Genomic DNA, 13,549 nt, shown 5'->3' on the forward strand with positions numbered 1-13,549 from the left:
CCGACTAAGACAGCAAGAATGGGCGCAGCGCAGCGGCGGCATTGTCTTTGCTGTGCACCTTTAGGACATAGTCTCGCCCTTGTTCTCCCAGTCTCGCACGATACTGCGGATCGGCTACTAGAGCCCGCATTACCTGCTCTAGACTGCTTGGATCCGCCTCAACAACAGGGGCATCTAGCCCGTATTCTTCACGGATATGTTCGCGCGTTGACTGCCAAGTATGTGCAACAGCTACGCGCCGCGAGAGCATTGCTTCCAAAGATGCCACGCCATACTGTCCATTGAGGATTCCGTCGACAACGATGTCCGCAGAAGCAACTAGAGCAGGCATCTTCTCGGGGCTAATGTTGGCAACGTCGATGAATCGCAAGAGGCCTTCCGACTCGAGCTTTCTAAGGGTGGCCCTGATCTGATCGGTGCCCTTCCACACTCCCTGGCTGGGAACATGAAGAACTACCGGAAGATGGCTGTCTTCCGGGGGTAGCGGCGCGTCCCACCGATCGGGATCAGAAAGCGTCGGTACCCAGGTCGCACCACTTCGAAATGCACGCAAATAGGGATTTGAGACGAACTCTGGAATTCCCAAACCATCAGCGAGATCGTGATTAGCCTGGGCAAGGCGCTCAACTTCTTCCACCCACTCAGGGCTTGCGTCACGATAGGGAGAAAATGGTTCAAGTAGTTGATGTTTGGAAGGTAGCCGCACATCTGTCCCGTGCCACATTAACGCGACTTTGAGGCCTAGTTCTTGAAGATTTTCTATCTGTCGGCTGGTTAGTTGCCACCCCTCGTCGACTATCAATGGCGCACCCGCCTCAACAATGACGTGGGTGAACCGAGCAAGCTCCTCCAGTTGGCGACGTTTCCATAGGTGCGAGTACCCCCATACGTTCATCCGAACGTCAGTGTCAGCGGCAAATCTATGCCATGCTTCGGGTTTGTAATACTGAAGACATTGGGCCCCGACTCCCGGTAAGCTTTCCGCTGCCCTCGCCCACAGGTAGCCTTGACCTGCATAGTTGGTCGGACCGATGAGCAATCGAGTGTCCGTAGCGGGAGCATGGGCAACCTGACGTAGATCTGTCGGCTTCCAGGTTGCGGTGGGTCCGACAATCCTGGCCTGTACTGACTCCGGCAACAACGGAATCGTATGGGCAGCAATCTCGTTTCGAACTCTAGCCACTGTGGAAGACATTAGTGCTCACCGCCTAATTTTGGGCTTCAGAAAACAGGAATGGGCGCAATGCTTCTGCTGCCCGCTTGACCGAATGTACGTCCAGCGCAAATGACCGACTCTCGCGAGCTACCTCGGCATACGAGGTTGGCTCTAGCGCGATGCTCCTAACCACGGTCTCTATTGTCTCCGGGTTGGCCTCCAGAATCGGCAGATCTCGGCCGGTTCGCTCTACTATCTCGCTGCGCACAAAGTCCCCGGCCTGAGCAACTACGACGCGGCCAGCCAACATCGCCTCAACTCCGGTGACTCCATACGGGCCAATGGCAAGTTGGTCGATAACCACATCTGCCCATGAGATCCGGGTCGGCATTTCTTCATACCTGACATTCGTTATTTCTTGATACTCGATTAACCCCGCGTCGACTAGAGACCCCATCGCTTCGCGAATCGCTGGAGTGCCCTTCAACTCAGGGCGCGAAGGAGCGTGGAGCACCCGTAACTTGTGGCTTCCCAGTCCGGGAAACGGAAGAGCGGTCCATCGCTTGGGGTCGGTGAGAATCGGTAACCACCGAGCCTCTGGAACATAGCTCAATAGATCAAGAGTAGACACGTACTTGGGAACATCCAAACTGTCCAAGATCGCCCGATTCTTGGTCGTTTTCTTCTCCAGTACGTCCGTTAGTCCATCTAGCGACTCAGAAAATGGCGAGAACCTCTCAATGGTCACGTGCTGGGAGGGCGTGCGCACATCGCTACCGTGAGCAACCATCGCCACCTTTATTCCGTGTTCGCATAAGTCTTGAATTTCTGACCTTATGTCGTCTCCATAAAGGCCTGGAATAATCGGTAACTCCGACTCATAAAGGATGTGGGTGAAGGTGTCAATAATCGCCCTTCTTTGTCGAGCCGCCCAAGCGCGTGAATACCAGCCAACCGTGCCGGGAACAGCGAAATCCGGGTCTTTTGTGAAGCTAAGTCCAGGTCTTACAAACGCTAGACTCTGCGCCTCAACGCCCTCCAGGCTCCTAGCCGCGTTAGCCCAATAGACTCCCTGTGAGGCGGAATTTGCCGGACCAATCAACAATCGTTTCTCGCCTTTGGCGGCGCGCGCAACACAGTTGAGGTCGTCCCGATCCCACGAATATCGTTCACCGACGATTCGCGTTCGCAACGAAGCGGGTAACCACGCAAGAGCGTGCTCTGCAGTCACTCTAACTATCTGTCTAGAAGCTCTCATCAGAGCATCACCATAACATCGGCTCCAATCGCACCGAGCGACAGTGCGCAAGGGGCCTCAGCGACTACCCCTCGGATTGGTTTATCTGACACCGTAAGAGAATAGTCGACCATCCGAGTGCACCGCCCAAAGTGAGGACTTGAAGTCCTTCTGGCTTGCTGAGCCGATCGCAACCATCCCGTTCCATCCCTGACCAATGGCCAGCTTTCCACTAAGAGTTCCACTCGCCGAGGCCGTGTAACGGAAAAGGTTGCCAGACTTTTCTCGAACAACAAGATCGGCGGTTCCTCCACCACCCCAGTGGCCCACGCCGGTCATGGCCGTCACCGACGACCAGCCCGATCCCATATTCACCGAAGACGCGAAACCGCCATTGCCGTCCCCTAGGTAGAAATGAAGCGTGTCTCCCTTTATGCCGTAGATTGCCGGACGGGAACCCAACTGCACCAGAGCCATCTTCGACATGCCACCCCAGCCCTGACCAATGACGCGTGAGCCCGCCCAACCACCTTTTCCGTCTCCGCGGTACAGATGCAAGGCACCAGTCAGTGAGTGCCGCGCGAGGATGTCATTGTTTCCATCACCGTCCCAATCGACGCCACCCTGAATCCAGTCCATCTTTCCCCAGCCGTTACCGATGACCACCGGCATGGCGAACGTCTCGTCGTAACCGCCCGCATACAGCCTCAGATTCTTGTTGCTGTCTACCAGCATGAGGTCGGGTCTCGAATCTCCGTTCCAGTCCCCGGCATATACGATCTGCGCGGGCCAACCGTTTCCGATCTGTCGGCTGCCCGACCACTCGACCGGCGTAGGAGAGTTATTCGAGGAGTCTCCGCCCGAGGATGCCGGGAAGTAACGTTTCATCAAGTCCCAGAACATCTTTTGACCGATGGCCGGACAGTTTGCTCCGGTCCCGTTGCCGACGTACGGCGTGTACATGTAAAGGGAAGCCGTAGCGTAGTTCTCAAGCTTGAAGGTCTGCGAACCGCAGGCGGTGCCAGCATTGTTCTGAACCGTCACACTCTGTCCGTTTTGGAACGCAAGAATGTACTGTTCCCAGGTCGCATTGATCTTGTATGTGGCAAGCTTTTCGGCGCCGTAGTAGACCTGTTTTGCAAAGCCTGCCTGCGCCGCATCGCACCCACTTCCATCCGGACAACCCGCACCCATTGCCTTGGCCCAGACAGCATCGGTCTTGGGCTGAGTCAGGCCAGACTGTTCCTTTTGAAGGGTGACGAGAATGACCTGGGGGTTTAGACCGCAAGCCTTTGCGGTTTTGTCGATGATGGTCCACGGTCGCTGGCTACCGCTCAGATTGAGCGCCGAGCAACCTCCTGTCTTCACTCGGATCGGATTGAGCTTAGAGGTTGGGAACGTCATATCCTTTAGGCACTTTGAACTCCCGCTTGATTTACAACTCGCACCAGCCGACTCGATGAAGCTCTTGATCTGGGACTCAGTCATCGCATTCGGGTTGTAGAACACCGCATCGGAGATCACATTGCCCGGCTTAAACGTGGTGGTGGATGGCGTAGTCGTACCTGAAGACGGAGCATTAAGCTTCGCAAGGTAGGCATTTACTTCGCTGCGGACTGTATCCATTTGCTTGTAAAAGGCATCTCCGGGACAGTCTGTCCAACCCACGTCACGATGTGCGGAGACCCTGGGAACGGTTGCTCCACCGGCCCACTGGGCCTGGACCTTGACCTTTTCTGTCGCACTCTTGACTCCGTGCAGGTTCAGTTTCCAGGCAATCGCTTTGCTCATTGCCTGCCGGGCAACTACCGGAGGAGCTGAGTCCGTATAGCTTCCTAAGACCGTGATCCCAAAAGTGTCGTAGTTTGCACCCAGTGCGTGGGCTCCTTGAATCCCCTTAGTGAGCCCACCGTAGCGACCTTCCCAAACCCCACCGTACTTATCGACAACCAAGTTATAGCCGATGTCTCCCCAACCCCGAGACACTGCCTGCCACTGGTAGACATTGCGTAACTGCTGCGGAACCTGAGCCTGGGTGTAGTTGTTATTTCCCTCGGTGTGGTGAACCACGGCTCCCTTAACCGCTATCGGCTCGGGGGTCCAGGTGCTCACCTGGCGACAGTCACCAGTACACCACGCTTTCCTTGTGCCAATCTTCAAGCCTTCGAAGCCAGTGTCGTAGATAGTCCCCGCTGAGTTGAGTCCGACCGCGGGCTGGATGCCGCGCAGAGACTGTACTACCGAGCCGGAAAATGACACTCCGTCCGTTTCGACCAAACCGTCGGTGTCAAGAGCCTTGTCTCTCAGATCTGTCCCAACCAGTTCGTCTGTGTCGAGAGCCTTGTCGTCTTGATCCGCTTCCACCGGTTCATCTGACCTCGAATCTTGGTCATCTTCATCCGTTTTGGTCGGACCGTCCGATTGGTTGTCCTCTTCCTCGACTAACTCATCTGCCGACTGGGCGTCGTCTTCATCAGTCTGATCCGGGTAGATATCAAGCAGAACGTTTTCGGCTGGCGCAAAGGTCTCAGCATTGATCACATGCAACGTAAGACCAGAGACATCGGTGCCCGAATCGGTCTTGGCCACAACCTCGACGGCCTGCACGTTGGCTAGTGTGAGGGGCTCAGTTCCGCCACGGGTCTCGTCTACCGACTGATTGACCTCGGACTCTATAGTCCTCCACTCGGTCCACATTCCGTCTGTCAGATAGCGCCAGTAAACTGACTCGGGCTGTGGCGAACCAAGGTCCCAGGTCACGCCGAGCACGGCGACATCGGCTTCGAGATCAATGCGAGCTATCCCCTGAGTGTCCGGGGCGAGAGTTCTCTTCGACTCCTCCACCGTCTGCTCTTGAAGCGCCTGCTCGACCGCCTCAACCTGTTGTCGATCGCCCTGTTCCTCGGTCACAGGGCCGGTCTCCGTGTAGCTCTCGTCGATTACTGCGTCCGCGAAGTCGAGTTCGGTTGTCTCCGGATCCACAACAACCGGGTCAACCTGGTTCATAAACAAAGTTGCTATCTCGGTCGTAGATAGGAATGGGGCTGTGGGGAACGTCGAGGGAGAAGCTGACTCCGTTGCACCGGCATCCGTTGTCACGAGCGCCAGGGAGCCAAAAGCAAGAGCCCCGGTCACGACCGTAGCCCCGGCCTTTTTGAGAATCAGTCTTGAGGTAGTCCTCTGCAGAGTTGCCACGCGCCCGTTACTCCTAGTGTTGAACTCACAGTAGTCACATTGACCTCAACCGTAACACTAGTAACAGGAAGCACGAACACCTGCTGAATAACTACAACCGTGTAGTTATTCGATGACCTCAGAGACTAGTGTCGTTGCTCCAGCCAGCGGAACAGACTCACTGCCCCTAACTAAACCTCACGACGGTCGAGGGCTCACGCGCCACCTTTGAGCCTCCTACAAAAACCTTCGTGGTGGTTATCACTGTAGTCTTGCCCGTTGACCATCCACCGTGAACAGCCTGCCCATTTCCGATGTAGATTGCGGCGTGCTCACCAGGCCAAATCAGAATGTCACCGGCTTGCCACTCCCCCGTGACCTGCTTAGCCCCAACCTGCAGATATGGCTCAGCTACAGTTCCCGCGTACCATGGCACACTAATCCCAGCCGCTTCAAGCGCCCGCGAAATCACCCAGGTACATTCACCTACCGCCACCCCAACCTGTTTCTTGGCAGCGTTCGCCACCGCGATACCCAGGGCATTTGAAGTGCCACCGTTAACCCCGTATGACATCAACGCACCGTCTTGTCTCACAGCCCACAGCGGTGCATTGAGCGTTCCCTTGTCGGAGCCGCTCATGTTTGCCATCGAGTTCCAACCATTGCCGACGAGAGTGCGAATCCCTGGCGTTCCGTCAGAAAGTCCGGCATACAGGTAAAGAAGTCCGTCACGATCTCGTGCCAACATGTCGGGAACTCCATCGCCGGTCCAGTCTCCCACTGCAACGAGAGCGCTCATTGCCCCCCACCCGGTACCGAGGCGATTAGGTGATCGAAAACCACCGAAGCCATCCCCCGGATAGAAGTACATCCGAGACTCACCTGCCGTCACGGCGTATATCCCGGGACCTGTCGCCGTTTCCGTGAGGAGGATGTGGGACATACCACCCCACCCATTGCCGATCTGACGCGATGGCAGAAATCCACCTCTGCCGTTGCCCGGGTACAGCCGCAAGGAGTTGTCAGACTTCATCCTCGCGATGATGTCAACGTTGCCGTCACCATTCCAGTCCACTCCGCCTTGAACCCATTCAACGTTATTCCATCCGTTTCCGATCCTATAGCGAACACCAAATCGCTCGTTCGCCAGCCCTGGGTACAGCCACATGTACCCAGCATCATCAATGAGAATCATGTCCGGATAGCCATTGCCATCCCAGTCTCCAGGGAATACGACTCGTGAAAACCAGCCATTGCCGATCTGCACCGGGCCATTCCAACTTATCGGTGAGGGTTGGCCAATCGTGCCACCCATAGGTTCCGCCCTGGATATGTTCATTCTTGCTAGATGTGCGTCGACCTCACTGCGTACAGTGTCCATTTGCGCATAGAAAGCGTCACCGGGGCAGTCCGTCGGCCCAACATCTCGATGCGCCGAAACGGCCGGCACGGAGATCTTTGCGGCGCTTCCGGCCTCTAGGTTCCAGGCACCGGGCACTTGAATCTTGGTCGTAGCGCTCTTCACACCAACCTGGTTTAGCTTCCATGCGATCGCCTTACTCATTGCTTGACGAGCAACGGTTGGAGGCGCGACTTTCGTGTACGAACCGAGCATCGCAATACCAAAAGTCTCATAGTTGGCCCCGTATGCGTGGGCTCCCTGAACCTGGTTGGTAAGGCTTCCGACTCGTCCCTCCCAGACACCACCGTAGGCGTCAACGATCAGGTTGTACCCGATATCGCCCCAGCCGCGAGTGACCGCATGATAATACTGGATGTTTTGGATCAGTTGGGGGACCTGGGCTTTGGTATATCCGTCCTTGCTGCTCTCCGTATGGTGAACCACGGCACCCTGGACTTTATTGGTAGTCCATTCATCAACATCACAGCTGGGACCGGTGCACCATTGCTTCCGAGTGCCGATCTTCAGCCCGTCGTAGCCCGTATCATAGATCGTTCCCCCAGCGTTCAATCCGCTCGTGGACAGCGAGCTCAGCGAGTTCGGTACCGAGGACGATCTCAGTGAGACTCCGTCTGCCTGGGCGAGGTCTTTCTTGTCGAGCGCGACGTCCTCCGTGTAACCCGTTTCCTCCAACTCTTCGTCGACCTCACCCGACTGTCCCTCAGTCCCTTCCTTTTGAGGTTGATCCCCTGTAGCTTCTTCCCCCGACTGAGCTTCTTCGTCAGGGTATATGTCGAGGAGGGCGTTATCGGCGGGCGCGAAATACTCGGCATTGACTACCTGGAGTGCCAATCCCGGAACCGGAGTTCCTTCAGCGGTAATCGCAACCACCTCTACGGCATCCGTATTTGCCAGAATCAGCACCTCGGTGCCAGCGAGTACCTCCCCGCTTTCCTCATTCGACTCTGCTTCTAGGTTCCCCCATTCCGACCACACTCCGTTCGAAAGAGAACGCCAAGCTATGATCTCGGGAGTGGGCGAGTCAATGTCCCATGTAGCGCCGACGACAGCAACGTCTGCGTCCAGGTCGATCCGAGCGATGCCCTGAAGAACTGATTCATCGCTTCCGTCCTTCCCCGCCTGTTGCACTGCCTCTACCTGCTGTTCGTTTCCGACCTCCTCAGCGACAGGTCCCGTCTCGGTGTAGGACTCGCTGATCACGGCGTCGGCGAACTCAACCTCGGTAGCTTCCGGATTATCAACCACCGGATCGACCTCGTTAACGAACAGCGCCGGAATCTCACCCGTAAAGAAAGAAGTTGCACCCTCGGAACCTATCGATGAGGGACTGCCAACAGCCTGCGCCCCAGGGGCGATGAGGAAGACAGAACCCAAGGCCAGTACGGAGACAACAACAGTTGCTCCGAATGCCGCCAAGTAAGATTTCGAGGTACGAATCAGCCGAGTTGCCACGCGCCCGTTACTCCTAGTGTTGAACTCACAGTAGTCACATTGACCTCAACCGTAACACCAGCAACAAGACGCATAAACCTGTCGAACGTAACTACAATCGTGTAGTTTTCGAATCCATCGGGCGCCGCCACAGCCCGGCCTGTGTCTGCGTTTACCGTCTGGCGATCCACATATGGGGAAGTCAGCGCTCGTTTGAAATCAGAGGGACCACCCAGGGCATCAGAGCCCGCGAGTATTCTGCGGAGATGTGTGAGTAATCTCGGTAGACAACTACGTCTCCAACCACCGGATAGCACCATTCATCGTCGCAGAACTGGGAATCCAGATCGAGGACCTTCACGTCGGAACGATCTAGCTTGTCGGCCGCGGCCACCATCAGGTCGGGAGGGAGAGCGTCTGTTCGCATTGCGCCACACGTTTCTAAGTTCCGACCGTTTCCCACCAAACAACGCGTGACGTACTCACCGTTAGTTCGGGGCACTGCCTTGATTACCACGACCTCTTTGCCCGAATCAGCAATAGCTTCCATCGCGGCTGCATAGCCATCAACCGGGTCCGCATACTGCGGATCTTCTGGCCGCGACTCCCATTCATACGCACTCTGGTAGCTGGTAAGAAACACTATGTCTGCGTCACTGTGTTCAATCGTCGCCAATACCTGATCCACCCATACATCACAGTCTCGTGCGTTGTCCTCGGTCTCTTCACCTTCAAGAACGCGGCGAGACAGTGACAACGGGCAAGATGCCTTGGCGTAAGTGGCAATTTCCCACTGATTCTTTTCACTGATTTCGTCCAGGCCGGGTAACCATTGTGTCGCATGCGAATCTCCCGCAATGATCAGCTTCTTCTTTGGCGCTTCATCATCCGTCCCTAAGACGCAGGATTTCACTTCAGAACCGTTAAAACCACCCTGGCATGCTCCGAACTTGGCTCCCTTGTTCTGCAACGCCACAACCTCTGGATCCACCACGTACGAACCAGTGCCCAGCGGATCACCACAGTTGTTATCCGGGTCCAGAGCCCCTGGTCCAGTGCACGACTCCCTGAGCCTCTCTTCCAATCGTGCCGCAGCAGCTCTATCTTCGTGCTGTAGCTGAGCCTGCACGGCCGCGTTGACCCCAAAGAACACCAATGCACCCGCAAGTGCGAATGACAATGCATTACGAGGGCGGCTGAAGAATCTGCTGGCTCGGAGCGGAGCCTCAAAGTAGTGGGTGCTGAAGTGAGACACGATGACAACCCCAACTCCGATAACGAGTTTTTGTCTCCAGTTCAGGACGCTACCGGTCACCAACGGCAAGATGACTATCGGAGGCCAGTGCCAAAGATAAATCGCATAAGAGATCCCCCCAGCCCAGACCATCGGTCGCCAGGAAAGGAATCTACGCGGTGATCCTGATGCCTCGCTGTCGCCAAAATAAAGAATTAACGCGGTTCCGATAACCGGCATGGCGGCCGTATAGCCAGGAAATTGCGTTTCGCCGTCAAACATAAGCGCAGCCAAAAGGATAAGCACGAGTCCCAGCCAACCCGCAATGCTTGCATAAGCGCTGCGCCAAACCCTTCCGCTCACATAGGTGGCGGTAAGCGCAACCATGCCACCGATCGCAAACTCCCAAACGCGCGTAAAAGTAGCAAAGTAGGCCCAGGAAGGGTTTTGAGAGGTGGCGGTAACGGAGAACCAGAACGATACCAACGCAACCATACTCAAAATCCAGATTAGGACGGTGCGAGGGGATGTCTCACCTCTAGCGCGTCGCGCGAGGGACAGCCCCAAAACTATAAGAATCGGCCATATCAGGTAAAACTGTTCTTCCACCGAGAGTGACCAGTAATGCTGTACCGCAGTCGCTTGAGAGCCGATAGCCATGTAGTCGACCGAATCCCAAGCCAGTTGCCAGTTTTCGTAGTACATCGCACTCGCGCGGATTTGCGCGAAGTAGTCGGGCCAAAGATCTTTGGGAACCAGGAAGTAAGTAGCTACTGCCACCACTGCTAGCACCAACAGGGAGGCAGGAAGCAACCGTGCGATCCGACGGGTCCAGAACCGCAATAGACGGACGGTTCCGCTAGATTCTGCCTCGCGCAATAAATGGCCGGTGATAAGAAAACCAGAAATGACGAAGAATACGTCTACTCCGACGAATCCCCCGGACACTCGATTTGGCCAAAGGTGGTACAGAACCACCGCCACGACGGCAACCGTCCGGAGGCCTTGAATATCCGGCCTGTAATGCGCTCGTGATTGCTGCTGGAGTGGCTTCGCCGCCCTTGGCTCCGTGGCGACTGACACCAGCTACCCCACTCGAATGGATTCGCCTGTTTGTGCGGACCTTAGGATTGCTTCGGTTACCTCGAGATCGGCTTGAGCTTGTTCCATGCTGACGTGGTCGTTGGCTCGCCCTAGTATTGCGTCACGGAAGTTCTCTTGTTCGACCGCGAGCGGTTCGCGTTTCTGTAGGGCATAGCGGGTCACCTGTCCCTCCGATACCCCCCGGAAAGCGGCGATTTGATCCCACTGAACCGGGAAGGATCCATTCTCATAGAAGGTCAGGTCACTCAGCGCGGTGTCAGCCACCAGCGCCCCGTGCTCCCCGGTAACTACCGTCACCCGTTCCTTGAACGGAGTAAGCCAGTTCACAAGGTTCGAAACCAGGACCCCGTTGGCGAATCTGCCAGAGACGGTGACCATGTCCTCGTGCTCTCGACCGCTGCGATGTGCAGTCTGAGCAAACACCAGCTCATACGGCGAGCCCGCAATCCAAGCAGCAAGGTCAACATCGTGAGTTGCGAGATCCTTCACTACTCCGACATCAGAAATCCGTGCAGGGAACGGCGACTGACGGCGCGTTACTACCTGGTAAACCTCGCCGAGTTGCCCTTCCTGGACTCTTTTACGCATTTCCAACAGAGCCGGATTGCAACGCTCCACATACCCGACGGCGCCAACCACTCCCGCAGCATCAAAAGCGTCGGCTATACGCCTGCCCGACTGTACGTCCGTGGCAAGAGGCTTCTCCACCAGGGTGTGCACTCCTGCGTGAGCGAGTTTTATTGCGGCGTCTTCATGAAAGCCGGTCGGAACCGCGACGATGCAGGCTTGCACGCCTTCGGCAATCAAAGCCTCGACTGAGTCCAATACCTTCAGGTCGCCGGCGACCCCAAACTTGTCCCCGGCCGGGTCCGCCACTGCCACCAGATCGAAACCCTCCAGCGCTCTGGCGTTGCGCACGTGATGGCGCCCCATCGAACCGATACCAAGGACGCCGACTCTGATGTTCTCATTAGTGGTCATAGTTCTCTAGGCCCCTGCCCTTGCTGTCGCATTGACGGCTTCCACCACTCGCTCCAGATCTTCGTCGGATAATGACGGGTGAACTGGCAGAGAAATTACCTCTTTAGCGGCCCTCTCTGTCTCGGGCAGATCAAGGCCGGGAGCGAAGTGCTCTAGTGACGGCAGACGGTGGTTAGGGATCGGATAGTAGACACCGGAGCCCACCTGGTACTCATCTCGCATTGCCTGAACCATGCGATCACGCTGCGAGGCGTCCGCGCGAATCGTGTACTGGTGGTACACGTGCACCGCTCCGGGGGCAACGCTTGGAGTTACTACGCCTTCTAGATGTTCATTCAGGAATGCCGCATTGGCCTGACGCTTCTCAGTCCACTTGGGAAGATGTGTGAGCTGGACTCTGCCAATCGAGGCGTGAATATCGGTCATACGGTTGTTGAGCCCAATCAGTTCGTTCTGGTACTGCTTCTCCATCCCCTGGTTTCGCAAGACTCGTGCACGGCGCGCAATTTCTTCGTCGCCTGTGGTAATCATTCCGCCCTCGCCGGAAGTCATATTCTTGGTCGGGTAAAGGGAGAAACCCGCAGCGGTACCAAAGGTTCCGACCCGCTTGCCATTCAGTGAAGCACCGTGGGCCTGCGCCGCATCCTCAAACAAGACAAGACCATATTTGTCAGCAAGAACGTCGAACTGATCCATCTCGGCGGGGTGACCGTAGAGGTGCACGGGCATGATTGCTTTGGTTCGATCCGTGATCGCTGCCTCTGCGGCGGCCGGGTCCATGCAGAAGTAGTCGGACTCAATATCCACAAACACCGGAGTAGCACCGGTTATTGCTACTGAGTTTGCTGTCGCCGCAAACGTGAATGATGGCACCAGCACTTCGTCACCAGGACCGACCCCGGCCGCCAAAAGCATCAGATGCAAAGCAGACGTACCCGAGTTAACCGCAACCGCGTGGACATCGTCTACGACCTGTGCCGAGAACTCCTCCTCAAATGCTGCCACCTGGGGCCCTTGAGCCACCATTCCGGACCGCAACACCGCCGAGACTGCCTCTACCTCTTCTTCACCAATAATCGGCTTCGCAGCAGGAATAAACGCGCGCTCCGTAAACTCATTACCCATCAGGCCCCAACCTCCACCAAATTGTTTTCGCCTACCTCACGGTACAGCGCGCCGGTTTCCGGGCACCGGAACAGCCCCGTTTCTTCTTCAACAAGACGCGCGCCGGCGCGACCAACCCAGCCAACTCGCCTGGCGGGAACGCCTACAACCAGACCGAAATCGGGCACATCACGAGTCACTACAGCACCCGCCGCGACCGTGGCCCACGCTCCGATTCTCACCGGCGCAACACACACCGCCCGCGCGCCGATAGCTGCCCCTTCACCAATCTTTACGCCCACTGGCTCCCAGTCCGATGCGTCCTTGATCGTTCCATCCGGATTGATGGCTCTAGGATTGTGGTCATTAGTCAGTACCACCGCCGGACCGATAAACACGCCATCAGCAAGTTCAGCGGGCTCATACACCAGCGCATAATTCTGGACCTTGCAGTTGTTCCCCAAGCTGACCCCTGTGCCGATGTAGGCTCCACGTCCGACAATGCAGTTTTGTCCGAGTACCGCACCCTCACGCACCTGGGCCAGATGCCATATGGAAGAACCTTCACCGATGACCGCATCCGGCGAAACATCTGCAGAATCGACGATCCGAACCATTGTTCTCCCCGTACTGATCACTCGTCATTTCGACACAAAAGGAACGCCAAGTGGCGCGAACCCCATAGGCAATATTAGCCGGATCAAT

9 protein-coding genes are annotated in these 13,549 nt (G+C 56.4%); all 9 read right to left on the bottom strand.

The features are described 5' to 3' along the window. Positions 1-4 precede the first annotated feature (4 nt). The 9 genes from U6G28_00655 to U6G28_00695 all read right to left on the bottom strand — a co-directional run bounded on the left by U6G28_00655 (position 5) and on the right by U6G28_00695 (position 13,461). On the bottom strand, positions 5-1,195 hold the full coding sequence (locus U6G28_00655; protein WRS30239.1) for a hypothetical protein: 1,191 nt from the start codon (positions 1,193-1,195) through the stop codon (positions 5-7). A 13-nt stretch (positions 1,196-1,208) separates the two neighbouring features. Beyond that, a complete protein-coding gene (locus tag U6G28_00660) occupies positions 1,209-2,414 on the bottom strand; it encodes a hypothetical protein (protein WRS30240.1) in 1,206 nt (401 codons plus the stop codon). Positions 2,415-2,495: 81 nt separating this feature from the next. Beyond that, a complete protein-coding gene (locus tag U6G28_00665; GenBank protein WRS30241.1) occupies positions 2,496-5,588 on the bottom strand; it encodes an N-acetylmuramoyl-L-alanine amidase in 3,093 nt (1,030 codons plus the stop codon). 166 nt (positions 5,589-5,754) lie between these two features. Next, a complete protein-coding gene (locus U6G28_00670) occupies positions 5,755-8,442 on the bottom strand; it encodes an FG-GAP-like repeat-containing protein (GenBank protein ID WRS30242.1) in 2,688 nt (895 codons plus the stop codon). Beyond that, entirely contained in the window at positions 8,427-8,612 is a 186-nt protein-coding gene (locus tag U6G28_00675; protein WRS30243.1) for a hypothetical protein, read from the bottom strand. Before U6G28_00675 ends, U6G28_00670 begins: the two co-directional genes overlap by 16 nt. A gap of 11 nt (positions 8,613-8,623) precedes the next feature. Continuing rightward, on the bottom strand, positions 8,624-10,738 hold the full coding sequence (locus U6G28_00680; GenBank protein ID WRS30244.1) for an acyltransferase family protein: 2,115 nt from the start codon (positions 10,736-10,738) through the stop codon (positions 8,624-8,626). A 3-nt stretch (positions 10,739-10,741) separates the two neighbouring features. Further along, positions 10,742-11,740, bottom strand: a complete 999-nt coding sequence (locus U6G28_00685) for a Gfo/Idh/MocA family oxidoreductase (GenBank protein ID WRS30245.1) — start codon at positions 11,738-11,740, stop codon at positions 10,742-10,744. Positions 11,741-11,746: 6 nt separating this feature from the next. Continuing rightward, positions 11,747-12,865: a DegT/DnrJ/EryC1/StrS family aminotransferase gene (locus tag U6G28_00690; GenBank protein WRS30246.1), complete on the bottom strand. Its 1,119-nt coding sequence runs from the start codon at positions 12,863-12,865 to the stop codon at positions 11,747-11,749. Further along, on the bottom strand, positions 12,865-13,461 hold the full coding sequence (locus tag U6G28_00695; protein ID WRS30247.1) for an acyltransferase: 597 nt from the start codon (positions 13,459-13,461) through the stop codon (positions 12,865-12,867). The genes U6G28_00690 and U6G28_00695 overlap by 1 nt, the downstream gene beginning before the upstream one ends. Positions 13,462-13,549: the final 88 nt, after the last annotated feature.

The sequence above is a fragment of the Actinomycetaceae bacterium MB13-C1-2 genome (assembly GCA_035621235.1).
Classification (GTDB): domain Bacteria; phylum Actinomycetota; class Actinomycetes; order Actinomycetales; family Actinomycetaceae; genus Scrofimicrobium.

What these genes read in the sequence shown, in the direction of transcription:
- U6G28_00695 (WRS30247.1), bottom strand. Translation starts at nt 13,461, where the DNA reads ATGGTTCGGATCGTCGATTCTGCAGATGTTTCGCCGGATGCGGTCATC.
- U6G28_00655 (WRS30239.1), bottom strand. Translation starts at nt 1,195, where the DNA reads ATGTCTTCCACAGTGGCTAGAGTTCGAAACGAGATTGCTGCCCATACG.
- U6G28_00685 (WRS30245.1), bottom strand. Translation starts at nt 11,740, where the DNA reads ATGACCACTAATGAGAACATCAGAGTCGGCGTCCTTGGTATCGGTTCG.
- U6G28_00690 (WRS30246.1), bottom strand. Translation starts at nt 12,865, where the DNA reads ATGGGTAATGAGTTTACGGAGCGCGCGTTTATTCCTGCTGCGAAGCCG.
- U6G28_00660 (WRS30240.1), bottom strand. Translation starts at nt 2,414, where the DNA reads ATGAGAGCTTCTAGACAGATAGTTAGAGTGACTGCAGAGCACGCTCTT.